Annotated in this window: 27 protein-coding genes; 15 read left to right on the forward strand and 12 right to left on the reverse strand. The window is 70.0% G+C overall.

Translation table 11 applies throughout. The features are described from left to right. Positions 1-1,621 precede the first annotated feature (1,621 nt). The 4 genes from AAHG09_RS23715 to AAHG09_RS23730 all read left to right on the forward strand — a co-directional run bounded on the left by AAHG09_RS23715 (position 1,622) and on the right by AAHG09_RS23730 (position 3,476). Positions 1,622-1,801, forward strand: a complete 180-nt coding sequence (locus AAHG09_RS23715) for a hypothetical protein (protein WP_342109972.1) — start codon at positions 1,622-1,624, stop codon at positions 1,799-1,801. Positions 1,802-1,999: 198 nt separating this feature from the next. Then, the gene (locus AAHG09_RS23720; protein WP_342109973.1) at positions 2,000-2,167 is read left to right on the forward strand and encodes a hypothetical protein; all 168 of its coding nucleotides are present in this window, start codon (positions 2,000-2,002) and stop codon (positions 2,165-2,167) included. Positions 2,168-2,727: 560 nt separating this feature from the next. Continuing rightward, positions 2,728-2,925 carry a hypothetical protein gene (locus AAHG09_RS23725; RefSeq protein WP_342109974.1) on the forward strand — a complete coding sequence of 66 codons (198 nt, stop codon included), beginning with the start codon at positions 2,728-2,730 and terminating at the stop codon, positions 2,923-2,925. Then, the gene (locus tag AAHG09_RS23730) at positions 2,922-3,476 is read left to right on the forward strand and encodes a PAS domain-containing protein (RefSeq protein WP_342109975.1); all 555 of its coding nucleotides are present in this window, start codon (positions 2,922-2,924) and stop codon (positions 3,474-3,476) included. Before AAHG09_RS23725 ends, AAHG09_RS23730 begins: the two co-directional genes overlap by 4 nt. A 91-nt stretch (positions 3,477-3,567) precedes the next feature. On the opposite strand, the gene AAHG09_RS23735 is transcribed toward AAHG09_RS23730, so the two are convergent. Together AAHG09_RS23735 and AAHG09_RS23740 are read right to left on the reverse strand one after the other, a co-directional pair. Continuing rightward, positions 3,568-4,281: a hypothetical protein gene (locus AAHG09_RS23735; protein WP_342109976.1), complete on the reverse strand. Its 714-nt coding sequence runs from the start codon at positions 4,279-4,281 to the stop codon at positions 3,568-3,570. A 110-nt stretch (positions 4,282-4,391) separates the two neighbouring features. Next, on the reverse strand, positions 4,392-4,838 hold the full coding sequence (locus AAHG09_RS23740) for a hypothetical protein (protein WP_342109979.1): 447 nt from the start codon (positions 4,836-4,838) through the stop codon (positions 4,392-4,394). A 237-nt stretch (positions 4,839-5,075) separates the two neighbouring features. On the opposite strand from AAHG09_RS23740, the gene AAHG09_RS23745 reads away from it, so the two are divergent. After that, positions 5,076-5,237 (forward strand): YqaE/Pmp3 family membrane protein, encoded by a 162-nt coding sequence (locus tag AAHG09_RS23745; protein ID WP_342109980.1) that lies wholly within the window; start codon positions 5,076-5,078, stop codon positions 5,235-5,237. 303 nt (positions 5,238-5,540) lie between these two features. Further along, the gene (locus tag AAHG09_RS23750; protein WP_342109981.1) at positions 5,541-5,705 is read left to right on the forward strand and encodes a Flp family type IVb pilin; all 165 of its coding nucleotides are present in this window, start codon (positions 5,541-5,543) and stop codon (positions 5,703-5,705) included. 183 nt (positions 5,706-5,888) lie between these two features. Here AAHG09_RS23750 and AAHG09_RS23755 read toward each other — a convergent pair whose 3' ends face one another. Then, the gene (locus tag AAHG09_RS23755) at positions 5,889-6,140 is read right to left on the reverse strand and encodes a hypothetical protein (protein WP_342109982.1); all 252 of its coding nucleotides are present in this window, start codon (positions 6,138-6,140) and stop codon (positions 5,889-5,891) included. A 257-nt stretch (positions 6,141-6,397) separates the two neighbouring features. Here AAHG09_RS23755 and AAHG09_RS23760 point away from each other — a divergent pair, with 257 nt between their 5' ends. Then, complete coding sequence (locus AAHG09_RS23760; RefSeq protein ID WP_342109983.1) at positions 6,398-6,556, forward strand: hypothetical protein; 159 nt, start codon at positions 6,398-6,400, stop codon at positions 6,554-6,556. A 163-nt stretch (positions 6,557-6,719) separates the two neighbouring features. Here the strand turns inward: AAHG09_RS23760 and AAHG09_RS23765 are convergent, their stop codons facing one another. Both AAHG09_RS23765 and AAHG09_RS23770 read right to left on the reverse strand, forming a co-directional pair. Next, the gene (locus tag AAHG09_RS23765) at positions 6,720-7,022 is read right to left on the reverse strand and encodes a hypothetical protein (protein WP_342109984.1); all 303 of its coding nucleotides are present in this window, start codon (positions 7,020-7,022) and stop codon (positions 6,720-6,722) included. Between the two features lie 165 nt (positions 7,023-7,187). After that, a complete protein-coding gene (locus AAHG09_RS23770; RefSeq protein WP_342109985.1) occupies positions 7,188-7,499 on the reverse strand; it encodes a hypothetical protein in 312 nt (103 codons plus the stop codon). A gap of 426 nt (positions 7,500-7,925) precedes the next feature. On the opposite strand from AAHG09_RS23770, the gene gpmI reads away from it, so the two are divergent. From gpmI to AAHG09_RS23785, 3 genes are all read left to right on the forward strand, one after another. Next, entirely contained in the window at positions 7,926-9,431 is a 1,506-nt protein-coding gene (gene gpmI, locus AAHG09_RS23775) for a 2,3-bisphosphoglycerate-independent phosphoglycerate mutase (protein WP_342110095.1), read from the forward strand. Between the two features lie 280 nt (positions 9,432-9,711). Continuing rightward, positions 9,712-11,127, forward strand: coding sequence for a lipopolysaccharide biosynthesis protein (locus AAHG09_RS23780; protein ID WP_342109986.1), 1,416 nt, complete (start codon positions 9,712-9,714; stop codon positions 11,125-11,127). A 9-nt stretch (positions 11,128-11,136) separates the two neighbouring features. Then, on the forward strand, positions 11,137-12,345 hold the full coding sequence (locus tag AAHG09_RS23785; RefSeq protein ID WP_342109987.1) for a GNAT family N-acetyltransferase: 1,209 nt from the start codon (positions 11,137-11,139) through the stop codon (positions 12,343-12,345). On the opposite strand, the gene AAHG09_RS23790 is transcribed toward AAHG09_RS23785, so the two are convergent. From AAHG09_RS23790 to AAHG09_RS23805, 4 genes are all read right to left on the reverse strand, one after another. Continuing rightward, complete coding sequence (locus tag AAHG09_RS23790) at positions 12,281-12,640, reverse strand: hypothetical protein (RefSeq protein ID WP_342109988.1); 360 nt, start codon at positions 12,638-12,640, stop codon at positions 12,281-12,283. The two genes, AAHG09_RS23785 and AAHG09_RS23790, sit on opposite strands and share 65 nt — an antisense overlap. 4 nt (positions 12,641-12,644) lie before the next feature. Continuing rightward, positions 12,645-12,872: a hypothetical protein gene (locus tag AAHG09_RS23795; RefSeq protein ID WP_091718180.1), complete on the reverse strand. Its 228-nt coding sequence runs from the start codon at positions 12,870-12,872 to the stop codon at positions 12,645-12,647. Between the two features lie 162 nt (positions 12,873-13,034). Next, entirely contained in the window at positions 13,035-14,036 is a 1,002-nt protein-coding gene (locus AAHG09_RS23800; RefSeq protein WP_342109989.1) for a helix-turn-helix domain-containing protein, read from the reverse strand. Positions 14,037-14,629: 593 nt separating this feature from the next. Next, positions 14,630-16,063 carry a protein adenylyltransferase SelO gene (locus AAHG09_RS23805; RefSeq protein WP_342109990.1) on the reverse strand — a complete coding sequence of 478 codons (1,434 nt, stop codon included), beginning with the start codon at positions 16,061-16,063 and terminating at the stop codon, positions 14,630-14,632. A gap of 312 nt (positions 16,064-16,375) precedes the next feature. Between AAHG09_RS23805 and AAHG09_RS23810 the strand changes: the two genes are divergently transcribed. Continuing rightward, entirely contained in the window at positions 16,376-16,654 is a 279-nt protein-coding gene (locus AAHG09_RS23810) for a hypothetical protein (protein WP_342109991.1), read from the forward strand. A 59-nt stretch (positions 16,655-16,713) separates the two neighbouring features. Here AAHG09_RS23810 and AAHG09_RS23815 read toward each other — a convergent pair whose 3' ends face one another. Continuing rightward, positions 16,714-17,169, reverse strand: a complete 456-nt coding sequence (locus tag AAHG09_RS23815; protein WP_342109992.1) for a tRNA (cytidine(34)-2'-O)-methyltransferase — start codon at positions 17,167-17,169, stop codon at positions 16,714-16,716. Positions 17,170-17,343: 174 nt separating this feature from the next. On the opposite strand from AAHG09_RS23815, the gene AAHG09_RS23820 reads away from it, so the two are divergent. Further along, positions 17,344-17,847: a PRC-barrel domain-containing protein gene (locus AAHG09_RS23820; protein ID WP_342109993.1), complete on the forward strand. Its 504-nt coding sequence runs from the start codon at positions 17,344-17,346 to the stop codon at positions 17,845-17,847. A 95-nt stretch (positions 17,848-17,942) separates the two neighbouring features. Next, on the forward strand, positions 17,943-18,524 hold the full coding sequence (locus tag AAHG09_RS23825) for an SCO family protein (RefSeq protein WP_342109994.1): 582 nt from the start codon (positions 17,943-17,945) through the stop codon (positions 18,522-18,524). Between the two features lie 153 nt (positions 18,525-18,677). Here AAHG09_RS23825 and AAHG09_RS23830 read toward each other — a convergent pair whose 3' ends face one another. After that, the gene (locus tag AAHG09_RS23830; RefSeq protein ID WP_342110096.1) at positions 18,678-19,289 is read right to left on the reverse strand and encodes a PilZ domain-containing protein; all 612 of its coding nucleotides are present in this window, start codon (positions 19,287-19,289) and stop codon (positions 18,678-18,680) included. A 152-nt stretch (positions 19,290-19,441) separates the two neighbouring features. Next, positions 19,442-20,044 carry a PAS domain-containing protein gene (locus AAHG09_RS23835; protein WP_342109995.1) on the reverse strand — a complete coding sequence of 201 codons (603 nt, stop codon included), beginning with the start codon at positions 20,042-20,044 and terminating at the stop codon, positions 19,442-19,444. Between the two features lie 395 nt (positions 20,045-20,439). On the opposite strand from AAHG09_RS23835, the gene AAHG09_RS23840 reads away from it, so the two are divergent. After that, positions 20,440-21,261 carry a rhomboid family intramembrane serine protease gene (locus tag AAHG09_RS23840; RefSeq protein WP_342109996.1) on the forward strand — a complete coding sequence of 274 codons (822 nt, stop codon included), beginning with the start codon at positions 20,440-20,442 and terminating at the stop codon, positions 21,259-21,261. 131 nt (positions 21,262-21,392) lie between these two features. Further along, positions 21,393-21,824 carry a CBS domain-containing protein gene (locus tag AAHG09_RS23845; RefSeq protein ID WP_342109997.1) on the forward strand — a complete coding sequence of 144 codons (432 nt, stop codon included), beginning with the start codon at positions 21,393-21,395 and terminating at the stop codon, positions 21,822-21,824. The last annotated feature ends 25 nt before the right edge of the window (positions 21,825-21,849 follow it).

The raw sequence follows: 21,849 nt of genomic DNA on the forward strand, positions 1-21,849 counted from the left end.
TCATCGACGTGAACACCGTCCGGGACCGACGGCATCGACGGGTTGGAGATCGGCATCGTGCTGCCCTCGGGCCACAACGCTGATCAACGCCCGAGCCACCCGCCAGCACCGAAAATGCGGATGAACCCACCTGCGGATGTGTGGGATCGCAATTTCCTCTTCTCCAGTCTTGATCCGTCCCGCGTGCGCCTTGTCGGCCGCCGCCGCGTCCCGTTCGATCCCTGAGGGCACATCTATCAGCGGAATGGCGGCATGAGCAGTTGGACTTAAGCTGACTGGAGTCTCCATAGCGGAGGTAAGAGCTGTATAGCCGACGAAGAATCAAAGATTTTTATCTTGCGATCTTAATGACATAGGTGTTCACAGTTTCTGTCTGGCGCGCCATCATCTTCCACCACGCTACGTCGGCTTCACCGTCGCTTCGCCAAACAGCTTGCGGTGCACGGGCAGCGCGGAGCGTGACTGCGGGCGCCCCACAACTGTCAGGGGCGGGATCAGGTCCGCGGGCCGCCCACGCGCGATCCGCACCCGCATCCAGCGATCGGGACCGCCAGCTGCGGCTGGCCATCGGCAGGCCGGCGGAAGCCTGTCACCGGTACACCGGTCGGCGGGCGCATAGGCAGCGGACCTGCCGCAATCCGTAGCTCCGGCGCAGATCCGCGTATGACGGGTCCTCCCCACGTCACGGCCCCGCGCCGGGTCATTCGCCGGTGGCCCGTGCGAGCGTCAGGATCCCCTGCTGCTCAACCTGTTGGATCGCGACGTCCGTGCTGTGGCGTCAATGCGATGCGCGAACGATGGGAGACGTTGCGGCCGCCGCTCGGCGCTTCGCGCGCGGCCCATTGCCAGCCCGGCACGGCTGGATCGTGACGGCCTGCGATGAAGCCTCCGACCCAAGCCAACAATCTAGATCTTCCAAAGGGCGAGATTGATGAATTGGCTGGCCACGAGGGCTATGAACAAGAACAAGAGCCCGTATGACGCCCAAACGGCCAGCCAATCCAGTATGTCTGCCGTGACGTCGCGGACTGTTGTGAGCCCGCAGGATAAACATAGGGGTGTTCCCTTATCGTTCGCGCGACCGCATTCCTGGCAGACACAGAGCGGCATTGATCGGCTCCGCTTTATCTCCGACGAATATAGATTTGCGACAGGCGTCAGGCTTGTCAAATGAGTGCATAAGGGTATTCCGGCCCCCTGGTCAAGACAATGATCTGTCTCTGATCAGGATTCCGAAAATCGGTGTCGGTCCGAACAGCAGCGGGGCGCTTGGCCGGGCGTCCGATCTGGCTCGAGGCCGGCAAGGCGATCGGTTTCACACGGGATCGCAGCAGCAAGGCCATGCGTTCGCGGTTGCGGGAGGCGGGAAACAGGTTCCGGGTTCGATCGGGATTGCGGTGGACTTGCGACGTTTATATTCGTCCCTGTTGCCGCTCGGTAACATATGGGGCGACAAAATCCTACAGCGTACAATTCACGCCAAGATTGTCACCGGTCGTTGCATTTTTGGTCCTGTGCGACGCGCGATTTAATGCGTTCAGGGTATGCCGGGCCGGTTCCTGGACTGTAACTGGTTCCCGGGTGGCCCGTTTCTCTCGCCCACCAGAATGGTGCTGCGGTTATGATCGACAAAAAGAGCATGCCCGTGGTCAAGCGGCGCATGATCCTGCGCACGCTCTGGCAAGTATCGATGTCATCTCCGGCGTCGGTGCCGCTCACCATGCGGTCTGTTGCGCTGATCGCTTGGACCTTGATCATGACCGTGTTCTCGTATGCATTGGCGGTCATCGTTCTGAATTAAAAATATTCGCTCGACCTTTGACGGTTCGAAGCACCGAATTGAGCGTGGTTCATTTGCCTCTTCCCAGGCACGTTCGGGATACGTAGTCTCATCCAAAAATGAGTCGCCCTTGGGGGGAAAGGGGATATGGTTTTTATCTTATCCGCAGTGATGGGAATAATCGCGGCGCGCTGGTTGGGCTGGGGGAGTGTCGTCGTCGTGGCCCTCGTCCTGGCTGTAGCGGTCGGAGTCGAGGGCGCGCTCGAGGCGCGAACGCTGTTCAAGGTCATGAAGCGAGGGCTGGAGATCAACACCACCTTCCAGGGCAGCTATCTCGCGATGCTGTGCGTGCTGCACGGCAAGCGGCTGCTCGATGTCCGGAAATGAATTACGCCACGTGACGGGTCGGCGCCCTCCGAACGACGCGGTGCCGGGTCGGTCCGTGATCGAGGTCGTCCATCTTCGGCCCGGCCCAGGTTGACCCGGGGTTTGCGCATCGCGCCGGATGGAACGCCGGTGATGCGCCCGCGCGTGCAGGGAGCGTTGTCGGTTCCCGGCGCTGGACCGGGGATGCGGGCCCGATGTCCCATCCAAAGCGAAACCGACGGGGCGGGCGTCTTCGCGTCCGGAACGGGACCCCGCGCGGAACTGTGAACCGGAGCGTCATCGCGCGGTGCGGATCGTCCGCAGGCCAAGTCTCGACCCGCGAACCTCGCCCTCGCGGGGACGTTGCGCGTCCTCGCGCCCGCGACGAACACGGCTCCCCCATCGCATCGATGTCGATCATCGCGTGTATATCATTCAACATTGAAGTCGGTGGCACGCTGCAATACACCCCTAGCGTGCGTATGCGGGCCTGAGCGCGTGTACCCTGGGTCGTGGAGAGGCGTCCCATGCCGGAGAGTTCCCCTGACTGGATCGCCCCGTCGTCTCCGCCGCGTGAGCGCATGATCCGGCGCATCGCCGCAGCGCTCGGCCGGCCGGAGGCCGCGTTCCGCGATGCGGGCGCACCGGGATCCGAATATGCCGATCAGGGCGAGTTGCTGCGGATCTGGGAGAACCTGTCGGATCACGCGGACCGCCAGAGAATCCTGGCCTATGCGCGCGCCGTGGCTTCGGAGCGCTCCGGCGTGGGCTGCCCATGATCTTCGTGACCGATGCGGACGGGCGGGCGACCTTCGTCAGCCCGGAATGGACCGAGTTCACCGGCCAATCCCTGCGGGATGCCGCGGGGTTCGGCTGGGCCCAGGTCGTGCATCCGGAGGATCGCGACCTCGCCCGCAGAACCGTCGAGGCCGCCATCCAGGCGCGGAGCGCCTTCAACCTGCGCTATCGGATGCTGGCGCCCGACGGCCGGGCCCGGTGGGTCGCCGCCGGCGCGGTTCCCTCCTTCGGGCCGCCGGACCAGACGTTCCTGGGCTTCCTCGGATCGATCTCCCAGATCGGCACAGAGCCGGCCGCGGATCTGCGGGCCTACGGTTCGCTCGGGAGCTTCGTGCCGCCCCCGACCCAGCCGGCGACGCCGCCGGGGTCCATGCTGGAGGCCATGGCGGATCACCTGCTCATGGCCCACGCCCTCGTCGAGCCGGCGACGGTGGGACACCTGCGCCCCCTCGTCGAGCGGCTGCTGCACGAAGTCGGCATCGAACTCGCGCGCGCCGAGCAGCAGGGACAGGCCTGGGCCGCGTTTCACTGATGCGATGGACCGAACGCAGGGGCCGCGGCGGATCCGACCGATGGGTCGCGTCCGCTCCGGCGAGCCGGGCCGCGCAGCCCTGCGCTGATCGTCATGGAAGGCTGGTGCAGGCCGAGATTGGCCGGATCCTGGCCAGGGCCAGCGCGCGATCCTCGGCGCACAGCGCGTCCGGCCGCTGAGGCGGAAGCGGGACCGGGCGATGGTCCCCGCCGGCGCGCCCCTCCACCGGCCTGAGGAAGCCGGACCCCAGACCCGCGAGCTTCAGCCGATGCGCCGCATTCCGTCGCTCGGCCGCCAACAGGGCGTGCCTGCGGCGCTGGACCCGGAGTAGCGCCAGGCGGCGGTGGTGCCGGAGGGCGCGCAGATGCGCGGTCCGGGCGTAGCGCCGTGCCCGCGCGGTCAGGCGGACCGGGGCTGGGTCCGCGCGCGGGCCTCGCCAGCGCGCGCCGTCACGCGTCTGCAGGCCGGCGCTGCGGAGCGAGACCGGCCGCAGGGTGGCGCGCGCTGGTCTGGCCTCCGGCGCCGCCGCGACCTCCTCCCGGGCGGGCAGCGGGGCGGGAAGCGGGGCAGATCGAGTGATCTCCAGCGGCGGCGGCGGGGCACCGCAGCCGCGGCAGATCGAGGCGGCGATGCGCCGCCACGTCTCCGCGTCCCGTTCGACCAGATCCCGGAGCCGGGCCTGGTCGCTCACCACCGGTCTGGTTGCGCCCCGTACGCCACTGGGTGTCTCGGTCAGGGACGCGGCTTGGGCAGCATCGCCCGCGATCAGACTGACGGCCATGATCGCGCGTACGAGACGACGCATCGACCCTCCTCTTGCAGATTGCACACAGCACGCAGGAACGCCGCCGGGCTGTTACGGCGCAGCTCCCGATCTGGTTCCACACCCCGCGGCCACGGGGCTCCGGCGGCGGATCAGGAGGAGGATCGCGTGGCCAGGCTGAACTGGATCGGCTCTCTGATGCGCCTGAAGTGCCGCCGGGCGTGGAAGGGTCGGACCTGAGTGGGGCGGGGCCGGGCGAGGGGAGGGGCCGACAGGGCCGTCGCCCGAATCTGGGCGCGGCGGTGCCGGCGCAGCGGGTGGCCGGCGTCCGGGGGGCCGGCATCCGACAGGATCGCCGTGGACGGCGCGTCGGGATCGGCCGGCAGGGCGCTTGAGCGCGTGGCGGTCTCGCGGGGCAAATCGGCCCAGCGGCGCGGCGCGGGCGGCGGGTCATCCCGGGATGAGACGCGCGTGATCGCGCTCACGGTTCCGGTCTCGGCGAGATCGGTCCCGCGCTTCGGCAGCAGGGCGGCATAGACTGCGGCCCAGAGCGCCACGCCGGCGAGGACTGAACCGGCAAGGACGGCGTGGTTGGTCATCGCCGCAGGAACGGCGGACGCGATCGGACGGTTCCTGCCAAGGTCCACCGCCGTGGCCATCTCCGTAGATGTTACGCAGCGGCGCGACGCGCTCCGGCGGCTGCGGGGCGTGCGAGGGGTGGCTGCCGGCGCGGTGAGGCCGGATAGGCCCCCGGGCAGCCCTCCGGCGCCTGACGGTGAGGGGCTACCGGATGTCGGCCCGGCGCCTATCTCGCTGACAAAGGAGCCGTTCTACCCATGATCATGATCATCATCTGCTTCCTGGCGCCATGGCTTGCCATGTTCCTGCGCGGGAAGGTGCTTCAGGGCATTCTCTGCATCATCCTCCACCTGACGATCATCGGTTGGATCCCGGCGACCATCTGGGCGCTCGTCGTCACGCGGCGGGAGACGGCCTGAGGCACTCCCTGCCGAGAGGATGCGGGTCCGGTATCGCAAAACGCCGTGAAACGGAGTTCCGTGCCGCGCTTCGTGCGCGGTACGGAGCCCTTGGGGCCGTATTGCGGGGGGGCATCGTGGCGAGCACGGATCTACCCGATGGTTTTGGACGCGCTCGATCTTCAGATGATCAACTTCATTGTGCGCAATTTTTATCTTCAGTTCCGGCAACGATTTATTTGTACAGCTCGGCATGAATTGCCTAGAGTAAGGAATCCTTAGCGGCGGGGGATTTATAAAAACAAGAACTCAAGGGGCTCAACAATGCGAAATACCATTCTTCGTCTGCTGGCCGAAGAGAACGGTGCGACCGCCATCGAATATGGAATGATCGCCGCACTGATCGCGGTCGCGATCATCGCGTCGCTGCAAGTTGTCGGCTCCTCGCTGAGCACGAAGTTTACCGCGATCGCCGGAAACTTGAACTGAAGGCTGCAGGTCGGAGGCGCCGGACCGCAGCCGCAACGCGATCTGGCGCACCGGGGCCGCGGTCCGGGCCGGATGGGCCCGGCCCCGTGGGCTGTGGCCCATCCCGCAGCTTCTCGCGAGACTCCTGCGGCTTGGTTGCGACTAGAGAGCGCTGCCCGCGTTCGGGCGATCTGTGAGGAACGCTCAGTAGAGGCTGTGCTGCGGACGCCCGCTGGGCAGGGCCGTGACCGAGATCATGAAGGGGCAGTCCGGCTCCGCCGATCCGATGCCCGCCAAGGGCCGCGGCGCGACATCGACGCGATGGCCGCGGGTCCGGCGACCGAGGCGCTGAACCGCGATCCGGAGCGTCTCCTCGTAGGCGGCCTCTTCGGTATCGCCCGCCGGCGTCTCAGCGCACAATTGGGCGAAGGCAGTGCGAATATCGAGATCGGACATCGGCTCATCCACTTGGGGCGCGCGTGCCAAGGGACCGGGACGTGGTTAACAACGGGTTAATCCACGCCTCACGTCGCGTGATGCCTGAGGCCGCCGTGCGGGCCGCCGCTCGACGCCACCGGTGGCTGAGCGCGCCGGATGCATCGCCTAGAGGCCGGCGCAACCGAATCCGGAGAGTCTTTCTTAAGGGTCTGCCTGCATTCTAGGCAGCCCGATGTCGTCGTGGGCGTCCCGTGGGCGCCGGAGCCTCAGACCCCATGGCCTTTCTCAGCGCGATCTGCTTGTTCTCCGGGGTGACGCTCGCCGGCATGGCCCCGCAGCGCTCGGTCCGGCAGGCGACGTTCGAGGGCGCGGGCGGCGGTCTGATCATGCTCGGCCTCGTCATCATCGGCGCCGCGTTGCCGCTCTTCCGGTAACCGCATGGATCCGGGGCCGCGGTCCTTCGGGGCACCGGGAGCGCCTCGGCAGACCAGGGCGCCGCACAAGTTCGAGGGCCATGCGGGGCCGTCTCCTGTACCGTGACGTGGCAGCCGTGCGCGGTCCCGGGCCCTCTCGCGGACGCGCTGCAACCGCATCCGGTCAGCGTGGTCCCGTGTCCGCCCGGCTCCGGACGGCCGCGACGTCGGACCCGATATCGTCCAGCGTGCCGCGGACTCGCTCCAGCGCGGAGGACACCCGTTCGGCCGTGTCGGGATCGGCCGGGTCCCGGCCGGGATGGGCGAAGCCGTCGCGCAGATAGGGCATCATCATGCCGTGAAGCGCCATATAGGCGCCGGGGCTGGACAGTTCGTAGGCGACCGCGAGTGCGTGATAGGCCCGGGCCAGGATCTCCAGCGCGATATCCGCAATGGCTGCGGCCCCCTCACTATCGTCGCTGTTCATGTCGCGCTTGTAGTTTTATCGCTGTCCAAGCGCCGGGTAACACGCCCCGTTAAGACTGTCGACGTTGTGAGCTGTAGTGATTGCAGCGCGTTGCGGCGCAGGAACGTTTATTGACGGCTTATGGCTCGACTGCAACAGTTGCCGATATTGGCAGGCGATATCAAGTCATCCTCTGGCCGCTCTATGGCGGGAGGGCCGAATCATCGTGGCGATCCTGTTCTCCGCCTCGCTGAGGACGCTGTTTACAAGGTGAGACGCGTCTTCGATGGTCCCGGCGGCGAGACTTCCGCTCCGGCTCGTTTCCTGGGCGATGCGGAAATTGTCCTCGACGAACGCGCGGATCTTTCGCTGAACATCGTCGAATTCACCTGGGTGGGCCGTCTCGTAGAGAAGGGCGAGGGCCAAGTAAGCGCGGCCCATCATGTCGAGTGCCAAATTCGCGCTCGTCTCGGAACTCACGATCTCGGTCGGGGCCACGGCGGGTGAATCCCTATTCAGTACATGGGCTAAGGCTAGCACAACGTGAAAACGATGCAATCACTCAAGTTGTTCTCTGGTCCGTTTTCCCGGGAGATCTTCGTATCCCGATCCGGGTGCTGTCACCGTCAAGTTGTGGCCCCCCGGCACCGGCACGGTCGCGGCCCGGGGGCGGGCCGAAGGGCGCCCCTGTCGCGCGGAACCTTCATTTCGGTCGCCGGCGCGCGGCTGCGTATTCGAAACCGTCAAAAGCCCTACGCTTTGAGGGGGGCGTAGCCGGATCGGTCCCCGGGGCGGTGGTCTCGCGCGGCCAAGCCGACTATCGACACGCCCGAGGGGCCGGGCTCGTCCGGCCTGCAGGATCCGGCCGCGCGCCGGAAGCCCAGGAGAGTCAGGATCGTGCCCGACAGTACCCCGCGTCCCGTGATGCTCGTGATCCTCGACGGCTGGGGCCTTCGGGAGGAGCGCGCCGACAACGCCGTCCTCCAGGCCCGGACGCCGGTCTTCGACGGGCTGATGCGGGAGCGGCCCCGGGCGCGGCTCAAGACCTTCGGCGCCGATGTCGGCCTGCCCGAGGGGCAGATGGGCAATTCCGAGGTCGGCCACCTCAATATCGGCGCGGGCCGCGTGGTGCTGCAGGACCTGCCCCGCATCGACTCTGCGATCGCGGACGGCTCGCTGGCCACGAACCCCGCCCTGGTCCGGTTCATCGAGGGCCTGCGGGCGTCGGGGGGCACCTGCCACCTGATGGGCCTGCTGTCGCCGGGGGGCGTTCATGCCCATCAGGACCACGCGGTGGCGCTGGCGCGGGTGCTGGTCGAGGCCGGCATCCCGGTCCGGCTGCACGGCTTCACCGACGGGCGCGACATGCCGCCCCGCTCCGCCGCAACCTGCGTGGCCGCCGTCGAGAAGGCCCTGCCGCGGGGCGCGCGCCTCGCCACCCTGTGCGGGCGCTACTACGGGATGGACCGGGACCACCGCTGGGAGCGGGTCCGGATCGCCTATGACGCCCTGATCGAGGGACGCGGCACCCGCTTCGACCGGGCCGGGCAGGCGGTGGCGGCCTCCTACGCGGAGGATGTCTCGGACGAGTTCATGAAGCCCGCCATCCTCGGCGATTATGACGGCATGCGCGACGGCGACGGCCTGCTGAGCTTCAACTTCCGCGCGGACCGGACCCGGCAGATCCTGGAGGCGCTCCTCGACCCGGCGTTCTCCGGGTTCTCCCGCGCGCGGACAATCCGCTTCGCCGCGGCGCTCGGCATCGTCCAGTACAGCGTCGAGATCGACGCCTTCGCCGACACCCTGTTCGGCCCCCTCGACCTGCCGAACGGGCTCGGCGAGACCGTCGCGCGGGCCGGGCGCGCGCAGCTGCGCATGGCCGAGACCGAGAAGTATCCCCACGTCACCTACTTCATGAACGGCGGCCGCGAGGCGCCCTTCGAGGGCCAGGACGCGATCCTCGTGCCCTCGCCGAAGGTGGCGACCTACGATCTGCAGCCCGAGATGTCGGCGCCGGAACTCACCGACCGCGCCGTCGCGGCGATCGGCTCCGGGCGCTACGACCTGATCATCCTGAACTTCGCCAATCCCGACATGGTCGGTCATACCGGCAGCCTCGCCGCCGCCATGAAGGCGGTCGAGGCCGTCGATGCCTGCCTCGGCCGCGTCGTCGAAGCGGTGACCGCCCAGGGCGGGGCGCTCCTGGTCACCGCCGACCACGGCAATTGCGAGACGATGCGCGACCCGGAGACCGGCGAGCCCCACACGGCTCACACCCTCAACCCGGTCCCGGTGGCGCTGGTCGGGGTCGCGGGGGTGTCGCTGGCCGACGGCCGCCTCGCCGACGTCGCGCCGACGCTCCTCGACCTGATGGGCCTCGACCAGCCCGCCGAGATGACCGGCACGTCCCTGATCCGCCGGGCGGGCTGATGGCACGGCATGGCGGCTGCACTGCTCAGGCCGTCATGTATCAGGCGCCTGCCATACGTCCCGCCGCGGGACCGATCCGTGCCCGGATGGGGCAGGACGCTTCCCGTTCCGGCGTCGGATCGGGCAGATCCAGGCCCGGTCCGAACACGCGCGCTCTCCCTCCCCCCTCTGCGGGGGGAGGGAGCGTCGCGCATCCGGCGCTTCTTCCGATCGAGCGGAATCCTTCGACGCCACCCGCCCGCCGGGGGGCGGACGCTGAGCACTGGACCCGATCTGAGATATGATCGCCCGGCACAGCCTGATCTATGTCGGCTCGCGCGGCTTCGCCGCCGCCCTGAACATGGCCTCGGTGGCGGTGTTCACCCGGCTGGCGCCGGCGGCGAGCTACGGCACGTACCTCTACGTCCTGTCCTGGGCTCTGGTGCTCTACGGGGCGACCTGCCAGTGGCCGAAATTCGCGTTCTTCGCCCTATACGACGAGGCCCGCGAGCCGGCCCAGGTCGGCACCGTGGTGCGCATCCTGGGCGGGACGCTGCTGCTCGCCGGGCTCGGCAGCGTGCTGGCGGCCGAACTCGGCCTCGTCCCGGGCCGGATGGCCGCCGCGATCCTGGCCCTCGCCTGCGGCACCACCCTGTTCGAGGGCGCGACCGAGATCGCCCGCACGCGCCTGCGGGTCGGGCCGGTGGCGGCCTCGGTGATGACCCGGGCGGTGCTGATCCTCGGCCTCGGCAGCCTCGCTCTGCATCTCTCGGCCGATCCCCTCGACCTCGCCTTCGCGGTGGCCGCCGCCAACGCGGTCGCCTCGCTCCCGGCCGCCGCCACCATCGCGCCGATGATGCCGGGTCGCGGCAGCCGGGCCGAGGCCCTGCGCCTGTTCACCTACGGCTGGCCGCTGGTGCTGTCCTTCGGGACGGCGGCGCTGGCTCAGAGCCTCGACCGGCTGATCATCGCCAAGACGGTGGGGCCGGCGGGCCTCGGCGCCTACGGGGCGCTGGCGGATTTCCTGCGCCAGAGCTTCATCGTGTTCGGCGAGGCGATCGCCCTGTCGCTGATCTCCCTCGCCAAGCGGGAGGCGCGGACCGGCGGCATGCCGGCGGCCGAGGGCGTGCTGAGCGATGCCGCGCGGGCCATGACGCTGATCGCGGCGTTCGGCGCCGTGTTCTTCCTCTGCTTCGACGACCTCGTGGTCACGGTGCTGCTCGGGCCCGATTACCGGGCGGAGGCGCGCCACCTCGCCCCGGTTCTGATCCTGGCGAGCATCCTGATGATGTTCCGCGCCTATTACTTCGGGCAGGTGATCTACTTCACCCGGACCAGCGGCCTGGAGGCGGCCGCCGCCTTCGCGACGCTTGCGACCGTGGCGGCGCTCTCGCTCCTGCTGATCCCGACCTTCGGCGCCCCCGGGGCGGCGCTGGCCTTCGCGGGCGGCCAGAGCGCGGCCTGCCTCGTGCTGGTGTTCGGCGCCCGGCGCGAGGGAACGACGATGCCGCTGCCGCTGGCCGACATGGCCGGGATCGCGGGGATTGCGGCGGCCTGCGGGGCCGTCAATGCCGGGGTCGGGTTGATGCCGGGGGGCTTCATGGTGCCGGGGCAGGTGCTGCGCATGGTGTTGCTCGCCGCCGGGGCGGGGGCGGCGGCGTGGCGCTACGACGTGCTCGGCTTCGCAGGCGCGATCCGCCACCGGCTCGCGGCCTGACGGAGACCCATGCCGGAGACCGCCACGCTCCCGAAGGATCTCGTCGCGGCGGTCCGCCCCCTCGATCCGGGTGCACCCTGGATCCCGGCCTGGCGGGCGCTGAGAGCCGTCTCCGCCATCCGGAATCCGTTCTACGAGGCGGGCTACGCGCTGGCCGCCCGCGCGGCCTTCGGCGCCGGGGTGCGCCTGCTGATCGTGGCCGACCGGCCCCCCGAGGTGCCGGGCGCGCGGTTCCACGCCGTGTGGCCGTTCCGCGTCTCGCGGCGGCGCTGGGGCCTGCCGCTGCCGCTGCTGATGGGCTGGACCCACGGCTATTGCCCCTTCGGCGCCCCGCTCCTCGACGGCGCCGATCCGGCGGGGGCGCTGGCGGCCCTCCGCGCAGCCCCGCGGGCGCTCGGCCTGCCGCCGCGGCTCCTGCTGCCGAACGCCCCCGCGGACGGGCTCCTGCCGGATCTCCTGGCGGCGCAGGGAGCCGCATCGGCCGCCTACTGGCCGCACGCCCGGGGGCTGCTCGACGTGAGCGCCTGCACGCCGGCGGCGCGGGCCGGCTATCTCGGCCACCTCTCGGGCCAGCGGCGGCGCAAGCTGCGCCGCGCCCACGCGCGCCTGGACGCGGCGGGCGCCGTGGCGTTCGAGATGCTCGCCGCGCCGGCCGATCTCGACCGGGCGCTCACCGAGCACGTCGCCCTCGAGGCGGCCGGCTGGAAGGGCCGGGCCGGCACCGGGCTGGGCCAGCGGCCGGCGGAGGTCGCCTTCCTGCGCGCCGCCCTTTCCGATCTGGCGGCGGGGGACGGCGTGCGGATCGCGCGCCTGCGCCGGGCGGACCGGACGCTCGCCTCCCTGATCCTGCCGGTGACCGGCGCCGAGGCCTGGGTGCTGAAGATCGCCCACGACGAGACCGAGCCCGAGACCGCCCCCGGCATCCAGCTGGTTCACCGCCTGACCGAGGCGGTGGTGTCCGGCGGGTGGGCGATCGACCGGATCGATTCCTGCGCGCCGCCGGATTTCGCCCTGGGCTCGCTGTTCTGGACCGAGCGGCGAAAGATCGCCCATCTCCTGGTTGCGGCGGGGCGCGATCCCCTGTTCCCGGTTGCCCGCGCCCTGGAGCGCGCCCGCGAGCACGTCGCCCGGGCCCGGCTCGCCGGCGGGCGCCTCACCAGCCGAATCGGGCGATCTGCGCCAGCCGCGCCTGCGTCTGCGCCGGGTCGCGACCCATGACGGCCATGCGGCCGGACAGAGCGTAGCAGGTCGCGCAGAAGGGGAACTGGGCCAGGATGATCCCGTCGTCCCGGGCGCGGGCGACCGAGGCGATCAGGCAGGGCAGCACCGGGGTATCCGCGGGACCGGCGAGGCAATCGGCCCGGGGGCTGCCGAAGACCGGACGGTTCGGCCAGGTCAGCAGCAGCGTCGTGCCGCCCCGCCGATCGGGAGCCGGCGGCAGGGTATAGCTGCGCAGGACCAGGGCGCAGGCCAGCAGCGCCAACCCCGGCAGGATCAGAACCCGCAGCCGCATCCCATCAATCCCCCTCGTCGAACCGCGTGCGGTAGAAGACCTCGCGGCCGGCGCCGTCGATCACCCGGACGGCCTGGGCCGGCTCCCCGGACCGTTGTGGCACCCGGGCGCGGGCGAACAGGCGCAGCGCCCGCTCCTGCGCGGTCTCCAGGCTGCCGACGCGCACGGAGATCCGGGTCTGGATCTCGTCCGGCTCGGGGCCGAGGACTTCGATGTGGAAGGTCTCGCGCAAGGGCATCCGCCTGATCGAGGGTCATCCGGCCGCCGGTCCGCAGGCGCCGGTCGCAGGCGCCATACCACGATCCGGTCCCGGTCGCGGTTGTGGCCGGCCCCTTTGAACACCCTCTCCGGATCGAGCGCGAAGCGACCGAGGGACGCGCCGGCGTCGCGGCCGTCAGCCCGGCATGTGGAGGGGTGCCGGGCTGCCCCGGCACGGCGCATCGCGCCGGCTCTGCCGGGCGGCCTGCCGGAACTCCGTCGGCGTCAGGCCGTGACGCTCCTTGAAGCGGCGGGCGAAATGGGCTTGGCTGACGAAGCCGCTGCCATAGGCCAGCAGGCCGATCGACAGGTGGGCGCAGGCCGGATCGATCAGCCGCTTGCCCGCCTCCTCCAGCCGGCGTTCCCAGATGTAGTCGGAGATGTGCCGGCCGCGCTCGTGGAACAGTTCCTGAAGGCGGCGCAGGGAGACGCCGACCGCGGCGGCGAGCTGGGGCGGGTCGAGGGTCTGATCGCCCAGGTGCGCCTCGATATAGGCCTTGGCGCGCTGGACCGTGACGGTGCCGTGGGTGGGGCGCGGCGCCTCCTGCGCCAGCCGCTCCGCGAGGCTCGCCACGATCAGATCGACCCCGATCGACGCCATGCGGGCGGCCGCGTCGGGACCGAGCCGATCGGCCACCGCGACCAGTTCCTGGATGTACGTCCGCGCCAGGATCGTCGAGGCGTGATCCCCGCCGATTCTGAGGGCGCTGAACAGCCGGGACGGGCCCAGCGCGGTTTCCAGCCGATCGCGCGGCAGATCCAGGATCAGGGTGCTGCTCGTCTCCGTCTGGACGACGGCCGGGCGTGCGTCGAGGATGACGAGGTCGCCCATCCGACAATCCGCCTCCTGGTCGCCCTGGTGGGCGATAGCCCGGCCGGAGAGGATCAGGACCGCGTAGACCCGGTCGTGCCGGCCGTCGCGCCGGATCGTGTCGGCCGTCTTCTCGCTGCGCATGGCCGTGTGTGCGAAGCGAGAGATCGGCACGGAGCCGATAGTCTTAGCGGCGATGCTGCCCTCGAACCGGGCCTCGTCGACGGTCTTCAACTCCACCGGGACCAGCTGCTGGCAGATCATGTCGCGCCATTGGCGAAACGCGTTCCGGGGGTGAAGCTTGTCGGTGGAGAAGAACGGTTGCATGCGCCGTGTGGATTTGCGGCAGCCGGGCGGCTTGCGCGATTGCCGAACATCTACAATCGATCAATTTTAGGATCAACGTTAATCTGGATCGATCATTGTATATTACTATACAAAGTTCAAATTCTTAGTTTATATGATTGACCGATGGATTATGATGCCAAATAGCGATGAATATGAAGACTATATTATTTTCATGGCCAAAGACAATGTTTCATTCTAGCTACACGACCTCAGAAAAATGGCCGATACGCGATGCTTCGGATCGAGGCCGCATCCTCGCCTGACCCGTCGCTGCCCTGATCGCACGCCGCCGTGGAACCCGCGCCGCGGCCCAGGCGGCGGATCGGCCCGGCCGGATCCCATCATGGCGCCAAGTCTAATTGCCCCGCGGCCGGCCCCGGCTTTAAGAGGATCGCTCCACCCGAGGAGACACCGCCGGAGAACTCCGTGGATCCGCTCAAGGCCGCCGCTGCGACGCTGCTCTGCCTCGCCCTGTTCTGGTTGGCTTTCCGGCTGACCCGGCGGCTGGTCGATCTCGCCATCGCGGGGGGCTACGAAGAGGAGCGCCGGCGGCTCGCCGAGGAAGAGGCGGCTCAGGCCGAGGCCGAAGCCGGGGCCGTGCCGCAGGCCTCCGCCATCCGGGCAATTCCGGCGAGCTTGGCGTCGAACAGGGACCAGTCGTCGGCCTCCGCGATCGGCGCCCACAGCGCCTCGACCTCGTCGATCAGCAGGGTGCAGGGCGCCGCCGCGAAATAGGGGTGGTCGAGCCGCGCGCCGGGGGCGGCCGCGAGGGGCTCCAGCGCCGCCCGCACCGGCGCGAAGGCTTCGCGCGCGTAGTGGTCGGCGGAGGGGCTGGCCTGCGCCCGCTCGGCGCTCGCAAGCCCGCCATACCAGTCGAAGAAGACCCGCTCGAAGGGCGCCCGGCTCTCCCCCAGGAACCGCCAGAGTGCGGCGACCAGCCGGTCGGTCTCGGGTTGCGGCGCCTGCGCGAGGCCGAGCCGGCGGAAGAGGGCCTGCGCAAATCCCTCCTGCAGGGCCGGCCCGAACCCTGAGAGCGCCGCTTCCAGGCGCGCCTGAGGCGCCAGCACCAGCAGGCAATCGGCCAGCCGGCAGAGGTTCCAGAACAGCGCCTCCGGCTGGCGGCCGAAGCTGTAGAGCCCGGTTGCGTCGAAATAGGCGGCCGTGAAGTCCGGGTCGAACTGCGGCAGGAAGCGCCAGGGGCCGTAATCGAAGCTCTCGCCGGTGACGTTGATGTTGTCGCTGTTGAGCACCCCGTGGGCGAAGCCGGCGGCGGCCCATTGCGCCCCCATCCGGGCGACCCGCATCACCACATCGTCCAGGAAGGCCACGCCCCTGTCCGCCAGCGCGTCGCGCCAGAGCTCGGGCCGGTGGGTCTCGATGGTGTGGTCGAGGAGCCGGGCGATGTTGTCCGGCTCGCCCAAGGCCAGGAAGCGCTGGAAGCTGCCGATGCGGATATGCCCGTGGGACAGGCGCACCAGCACCGCGGAGCGGGCAGGCGACGGCTCGTCGCCGCGCACGAGATCCTCGCCGGTCTCGATCAGGCTGAAGCTCTTCGCGGTATAGACGCCCTGCGCCTCCAGCAGCGCGGTCGCCAGCACCTCGCGCACGCCGCCCTTCAGGGTGAGCCGCCCGTCGGCGCCGCGGGAATAGGGCGTCGTGCCGCTGCCCTTCGTGCCGAGATCGAGCAGGCGCCCGTCCACGCGGTCGTGGAGCTGCGCGAACAGGAAGCCGCGCCCGTCCCCCAACTCCGGGTTGTACGCGCGGAACTGGTGGCCGTGGTAGCGCAAGGCCAGCGGGGTCTCGAAGCTGCCGGGCAGCGGCTCGAACCGGCCGAAATGGGCGATCCAGTCCGCCTCCGAAAGCCCGCCCAGGCCGACGCGTTCCGCCCAGGACTGGTTGCGGTAGCGCAGGATCGTCTGCGGGAACCGCGCCGGGGTGACGGGATCGAAGAAGGCCGACCCGAGATCGGCGTGGCGCCGGGCGGGCCTGTAGGCGGGATCGTCCATGCGCGCGTCTCTACGGGGTGGGGACGAGCCCCGTCCTACCAAGCGTACGAGACGGGATCCGTTGCCGCGCCCGGACGCGTCCCGTCGAGCGGACACGGCGGTGCGCGTGCGCGGCGCGGCCGAGTCGAGGGTCGCAGGGGGGGGGCGGGGACGGTCCGCCAGGGAAGAGCACTGTGCGTTTTTGCCCCAAGGCACCGCCAGTCCGCGGCAGCGCGTGGCGACCTAGTTCCAGTCGCCTGGCTTCTGCCGCGGCCACTGTGCGTACCGATCCCGCGGGCAGATGCAGATGCTCCGTCGTGCGAGGCCATGACAATGCGCTACCGTCCCGCTGGTGCCCTCGCGCTCGTGCTCCTGACGACGCCAGCCTTCGCGCTGAGTGCAGGCGACACGATGCGGGAATGGGCCGGTGCATCGGCCGTGGACAAGGACGCTCTGCTGCGAAAGCTGGACGCGACGGGCGGTGGCTCTGCATCCCGCGCCGGTGTGCGCTCTTGCCTCGACGACACCGCGAAGGCCGCCGGCCATGCCAATCTGCCGATCTCGGAGGTGGCGAAGGCCTGCTCCGAGCAGGCCGCGCGGGACAACATATAGTCGGCCGCGGATGTTGATCGCGCCCGTCGGGCTGTTTCGTCGGACCGCGACCCGCCACGCTAGGGCCCTGTCGTCTGCCGCAGCGCCTCGCCGGCGATCATGGCGGCCGCCACCGCCACGTTGAGGGAGCGCAGGCCCGGCCGGATCGGCACCACGATCCGGGCCTCGGCCGCCGCGTGCACCGCCTCCGGCACGCCCGCGGATTCGCGCCCGACCATCAGGCAATCGTCCGGGCGGAAGGCGAACGCGGTGTAGGGTACGGCGCCCGCCGTGGTGGCGAGCACGAGCCGGATCCCGGCCTCGGCCCGCCACGCCGCGAAGGCCGCGAAGGAGCGGTGCCGGGTGATCGCCACGTGGTCGAGGTAGTCGAGCCCCGAGCGGCGCAGGTGCCGGTCCGACACGTCGAAGCCCGCCGGCTCGATGATCTCCACCGCGAGCCCCAGGCAGGCCGCCATGCGCAGCATCGTGCCGGTGTTCTGGGGGATGTCGGGCTGGTAGAGGGCGAGGCGGAGCATGGTCCGCGTCTTGTGGGGGCCGGACGCAGCGCCGTCAAAGGTCCGCCGGGGAACACGCAGCCGGCAAACCGCCGCGCTTTCGAGCGTGCCGGGCAGATCGCGCGGAACTTAAGCTCCGCCAGAGCCTTAAGGCGGCGCACCCCGTTCGCGGCCATCCTCGAAAGACCTGACCCGATGCGCACTCCGCTCCTCGCCTCGGCCCTCCTGCTGGCCGGCCTCGCCACCGCCTCGGCACAGACGGCCGGCCCGAACGCCGGCAACGCCAGCCCCGCGGCCCCGGTGCCGGGGCAGCCCGCCACCATGGCCGACAACCTGCGGCCGACCTTTGTGGCCCAGAATCCCGACGACCGGGTCGCCAGCAAGCTAATCGGCACCAGCGTGGTGAACGGCGCCAACGAGACGATCGGGCAGATCGCCGACATCGTCCTCGACGAGAAGAACACCGTGCGGTCCTGGGTGATCGGGGTCGGCGGCTTCCTGGGGATCGGCTCGAAATACGTCGCGGTCGACCCGTCCGTGCTCACGCTCAACCGGACCGACGACAAGACCCTCCAGGCCCGGATCGACACCACCAAGGACCAGCTCCGCGCCGCGCCGGAATACATCTACCTGGGCAAGGAGCCGCCGAAGGGCGCCGCCCCGGCCAGCCCCTCGGGCGAGCCGGCCCAGAAGCCCTGAGACCTGGCAAGCGGGCCGGCGACACCGGGCCCGCTTGCCTCCACGCGGCGTTGTGTGCTGTGCCAGCCTCCGTCCCGAGGTCGGAGTCCGACACGATGCGCCGCGCCCTCATCCCGCTCCTCGCCTTCTGTCTCGGCCTCGTCGGCATCACCGGGGCGGCGGTCTTCGCCTTCATGCCCGAGAAGGCGCCGGTGGGCGTGCCCGGCGTCGGCGGACCGTTCACGCTGGTTGATCAGGACGGCCGCACCGTCACTGAGCGCGATTTCGCGGGGGCGACGCACCTCGTGTTCTTCGGCTTCACCCATTGCCCGGACGTCTGCCCGACGACCCTGCAGCAGGTCTCGGACGTGCTGGCCGCCCTCGGGCCCAAGGCCGCGCACATGCGGGTCGCCTTCGTTACGGTCGATCCGGAGCGCGACGACCCGGCGAGCCTGAAGACCTATCTGTCGAGCTTCGATCCGCGGATCACCGGGCTGACCGGCAGCCCCGAGCAGGTCGCCGCCGCCGAGAAGGCGTATCGCGCCTTTGCCCGCAAGGTCCCCGGGAAGGACGGCGACTACACGATGGAGCACACCGCCCTCGTGTACGTGATGGACGCGCAGAACCGCTTCCTGGGCGCCCTCGACCTGTCCCGGCCCGCCGCCGACACCGCCGCGCAGCTCGCCAAGCGGATCTGAGTCGCGGCGCCTGTCCGGCAGCGCGCGGCTCGAACCGGGGTTTCGAAAGGGCGAGCCCTTTCGCGGGTCCAGGGCAGGGCCCTGGAGACTTCTCAGGGTTCCACCCTGAGCACCCGCCAGAGGGCTGAAGCCCTCTGGAAACCCGGGATCCTGCTACAGCGTCATGCCGGCGTGGAAGCGGTCGGCCGAGAGCGGCAGCAGGAACTGCACGCCGAACCCGCCGTCGAAGTAGCGCACCAGCCGCCCCGGTGTGCTGCCCACCGTCACCGGGGTTCCGAGCGGGAGCGACAGCGGGCAGGCGATCGCGGCGCCCGACATGGAGATGTCGATCAGCCGGGCCTGGATCTCGCGGCTGCCCTCGATCCGCAGGGTCACCGCCGGCTGGGTCGGCACGAGGCGCTCGTGGGAGCGCCCCTCCGGCAGGCCGAGCATTTCCCGATTGGCGAGCCAAGTCAGCTGGGAGGCGAGCTTGTCGCGCTTGCGCGGGGTGGCGTTCAGCTGAACCGCGAACCCATCCCCGCAGTGACGGGCGATCCGTCCCTCGATCCGGCCGATATGCTCCAGATAGAGCACCACCCGCTCGCCGATCTCGCCCCGGACCGCGCAGGTCAGGCGGACGCCCCCCGGCGACATGTCCACGGTCTGGCAGGGGTATTCGCGCCGATCGGCCAGCATGAAGCGGCCGAGAACGGAGACCTGCACGCGCTGGTGCCGGCGCTCGTCCGTGGCGCTCCGCGCCGGGCCGGGCGCAACGCGCGGCGCCATCTCGGCGGTGAGGTCGGCCGCGATCATCCCGGGACTAATCCTCCTCCGCGATCAGCAGAATCAGAGACTAGAGCGGGACCGTTACGAAACCCTTTTTTTCCCCTCAGCGTTGTACTGCTCTTTTATTATCTCGCGTAGGGCGAACAGCCGGCTCAGGCGCTGCGGCCGCCGGCATGGACGAGGAGGTGTCCGCGGCGCACGGGTCCCGGATAAGTGGTGCTCGACCGGACGACCGGGCGCGGCGGCGGCAGGGTATCCGGCCGGCGGCTCGGCAGGATGCGCAGCGAGGTGGTCTGCGCCTCCATGAGCGGGCGCAGGCCGATCCAGGGGGGCGTCCCGTCGAGGCTGAGGGCGCCGAGCGCCCGGACCTGGGTGCGGCCCCGGTGGCGCAGGGGCAGGAGCAGGAGTTCGAGGTCCACCGCCTCGCCGGCTGCATTGGTGCCGCGCAGCCCCGCCACGACGCCCAGGGTATCGCTGGCGACGATCTCCACGATCCGCCACGGGTCGGCCTCCTGGGCGCCCCACAGCACCCCGAAGGATTGCCCCTTCAACTCCCGGCCGTACAGGGCGCAGACCCGCGTCCCTGCGAGCCGGATCGTGGCGGAGCCGGCCGCCATGTCGAGTTCCAGGATCAGGCTGTCGGCCAGGAGGTGGCGGATCTCGCCGGGCTCGATCTCGCCCCGCTCCGGCGCGGCGCGCTCGCCGCGCAGGCGCTCCCAGTAGGCGTGGAGCATACGGCTGGTGGGATGCTTCATCGGTGTCCCGACTCTAAACGCCTGTGGTTCATCCCTGGATCGTTCTGGTACATCCGCGAGGCTGTAGCCGGCCGGTCCGGGCACTCACGGCCTTCGAGCGCACGCCCCGTGCCGACGCGGCGCCCGGCGGTACCGCGTCGGCGCCGGCGAGACAATCGCGGCCGTCGCATCCCTGGGACCGGTCCCTCGACACGCCGGACCGCCCGGCCAAGCTGGCCGTCTGCCGCGGCCGGCCGGGACTGTGCGGGCGGGCCGAATGGGCGTGTTCGATCAGGTCTTTCGGCGTCACGACCAGTCGCCGCGGGGACTTCGGCCGATCGGACGAACCGTCTTAACCAAATTCAAAACGTCGCCGGGGCTTGCCCACCCGCCCCGAGCCCCGACATGGTGCCGGGATGGATGCCTCCCCCGAATTTCCGCGGCAGAGCCGCGTCCCGGTGTTCAACATGCCGGGGGTCGTCACGCTCTCGATCGGGCTGCTGCTGGCGATCCAGGGGGTGCGCGAGTTCCTGCTGCCCGACACCTGGGACATCCGGCTCGTCCTCGATCTCGCCCTGGTGCCGGCCCGCTGGACCCTGTGGTTCGATCCCGGCCAGGCCGCCGAGGTGGTCCGCGCGGCGGGTGATTCGGGCGATCCCGGCCTGCAGGCGGCGCGGGAGGCCTTCGCCCGCTACATCGTGGGCGAGCACGCGTTCCAGCCCTGGACGCTCGCCACCTACGCGCTGCTCCACGGATCGTGGATGCACGTGATCTTCAACAGCGTGTGGCTCGCCGCCTTCGGCTCGCCGGTCGCCCGACGCTGCGGCCCCTGGCGCTACGGGCTGCTGGCGCTCGCCGGCACCGCGGCGGGCGGCCTGCTGCACGTGCTGGTCGATCCCCTCAGTGCCGGGCCGCTGGTCGGCGCCTCGGCGGGGATCTCGGCCCTGATGGCCGCCGCCGCCCGGTTCGTGTTCCAGCCGCCGGCCTCGGGCTACGCCGGGCCCCCCTGGCAATTGCCGCCGCGCCGGCCGGTCGAGACCATCCCCGAACTCCTGCGCAACCGGACGGCGGTCTCGTTCCTGGCGATCTGGCTGGTGACCAACCTGCTGTTCGGCCTCGTCAGCGTGCCGCTGGTCGGCGAGAGCGCCGCCATCGCGTGGGACGCGCATCTCGGCGGGTTCATCGTGGGCTTCCTGCTGTTCCCGTTCCTCGACCCGCGGGAGAGGGTGAAGGCCTGACCACCTTGCCAACCGGGCGAAACGGCCACACACTCGCCGCATTGTGAAGGAGCCGGGGCCAACCCGGCCGACAGCGGAATCCGGGCGCCGCAGGCTGATGGCGCACCGGACGCGTCACAAGGGAGAGAGCCATGACCGTCGCACGCATCCTGGCCGAGAAGGGCAGCTCCGTCGTCACCGTGAGCCCCGACAAGACCCTCGAGGAGGTCATCCAGATCCTCGCCGACCGGCGCATCGGTGCCCTGGTGGTCGCCCATGACGACGGATCGGTGGCCGGCATCATCTCCGAGCGGGACATCATGCGGGCGTTGGCCGGGCACGGGGGCTCGGCCTTCGACGCGCCGGTCTCCGCCCACATGACCGCGGCCGTCACCACCTGCGGGCGGAGCGCGACGATCGAGGAGGTCATGACGCTGATGACCGACGGCCGCTTCCGCCACGTGCCGGTCTGCGAGGACGGGCGGCTGATCGGTCTGGTCTCGATCGGCGACGTGGTGGCGCGCAAGATCGCCAGCGTCGAGGCCGAGCATCAGGCGCTGCGGGATTACATCACGATGGCGTAGGGAGGGATAGGCTCTCCCTCCCTTT

Origin of the sequence: Methylobacterium guangdongense (assembly GCF_038442355.1) — a bacterium.
Lineage (GTDB): Bacteria > Pseudomonadota > Alphaproteobacteria > Rhizobiales > Beijerinckiaceae > Methylobacterium > Methylobacterium guangdongense.

Coding starts and splice junctions, on each gene's coding strand:
- AAHG09_RS23715 (WP_342109972.1), top strand. CDS start 1,622: ATGATCGACAAAAAGAGCATGCCCGTGGTCAAGCGGCGCATGATCCTG.
- AAHG09_RS23725 (WP_342109974.1), top strand. CDS start 2,728: ATGATCCGGCGCATCGCCGCAGCGCTCGGCCGGCCGGAGGCCGCGTTC.
- AAHG09_RS23730 (WP_342109975.1), top strand. CDS start 2,922: ATGATCTTCGTGACCGATGCGGACGGGCGGGCGACCTTCGTCAGCCCG.
- AAHG09_RS23735 (WP_342109976.1), bottom strand. CDS start 4,281: ATGCGTCGTCTCGTACGCGCGATCATGGCCGTCAGTCTGATCGCGGGC.
- AAHG09_RS23740 (WP_342109979.1), bottom strand. CDS start 4,838: ATGACCAACCACGCCGTCCTTGCCGGTTCAGTCCTCGCCGGCGTGGCG.
- AAHG09_RS23745 (WP_342109980.1), top strand. CDS start 5,076: ATGATCATGATCATCATCTGCTTCCTGGCGCCATGGCTTGCCATGTTC.
- AAHG09_RS23750 (WP_342109981.1), top strand. CDS start 5,541: ATGCGAAATACCATTCTTCGTCTGCTGGCCGAAGAGAACGGTGCGACC.
- AAHG09_RS23755 (WP_342109982.1), bottom strand. CDS start 6,140: ATGTCCGATCTCGATATTCGCACTGCCTTCGCCCAATTGTGCGCTGAG.
- AAHG09_RS23760 (WP_342109983.1), top strand. CDS start 6,398: ATGGCCTTTCTCAGCGCGATCTGCTTGTTCTCCGGGGTGACGCTCGCC.
- AAHG09_RS23765 (WP_342109984.1), bottom strand. CDS start 7,022: ATGAACAGCGACGATAGTGAGGGGGCCGCAGCCATTGCGGATATCGCG.
- gpmI (WP_342110095.1), top strand. CDS start 7,926: ATGCTCGTGATCCTCGACGGCTGGGGCCTTCGGGAGGAGCGCGCCGAC.
- AAHG09_RS23780 (WP_342109986.1), top strand. CDS start 9,712: ATGATCGCCCGGCACAGCCTGATCTATGTCGGCTCGCGCGGCTTCGCC.
- AAHG09_RS23785 (WP_342109987.1), top strand. CDS start 11,137: ATGCCGGAGACCGCCACGCTCCCGAAGGATCTCGTCGCGGCGGTCCGC.
- AAHG09_RS23790 (WP_342109988.1), bottom strand. CDS start 12,640: ATGCGGCTGCGGGTTCTGATCCTGCCGGGGTTGGCGCTGCTGGCCTGC.
- AAHG09_RS23800 (WP_342109989.1), bottom strand. CDS start 14,036: ATGCAACCGTTCTTCTCCACCGACAAGCTTCACCCCCGGAACGCGTTT.
- AAHG09_RS23805 (WP_342109990.1), bottom strand. CDS start 16,063: ATGGACGATCCCGCCTACAGGCCCGCCCGGCGCCACGCCGATCTCGGG.
- AAHG09_RS23810 (WP_342109991.1), top strand. CDS start 16,376: ATGCGCTACCGTCCCGCTGGTGCCCTCGCGCTCGTGCTCCTGACGACG.
- AAHG09_RS23815 (WP_342109992.1), bottom strand. CDS start 17,169: ATGCTCCGCCTCGCCCTCTACCAGCCCGACATCCCCCAGAACACCGGC.
- AAHG09_RS23820 (WP_342109993.1), top strand. CDS start 17,344: ATGCGCACTCCGCTCCTCGCCTCGGCCCTCCTGCTGGCCGGCCTCGCC.
- AAHG09_RS23825 (WP_342109994.1), top strand. CDS start 17,943: ATGCGCCGCGCCCTCATCCCGCTCCTCGCCTTCTGTCTCGGCCTCGTC.
- AAHG09_RS23830 (WP_342110096.1), bottom strand. CDS start 19,289: ATGGCGCCGCGCGTTGCGCCCGGCCCGGCGCGGAGCGCCACGGACGAG.
- AAHG09_RS23835 (WP_342109995.1), bottom strand. CDS start 20,044: ATGAAGCATCCCACCAGCCGTATGCTCCACGCCTACTGGGAGCGCCTG.
- AAHG09_RS23840 (WP_342109996.1), top strand. CDS start 20,440: ATGGATGCCTCCCCCGAATTTCCGCGGCAGAGCCGCGTCCCGGTGTTC.
- AAHG09_RS23845 (WP_342109997.1), top strand. CDS start 21,393: ATGACCGTCGCACGCATCCTGGCCGAGAAGGGCAGCTCCGTCGTCACC.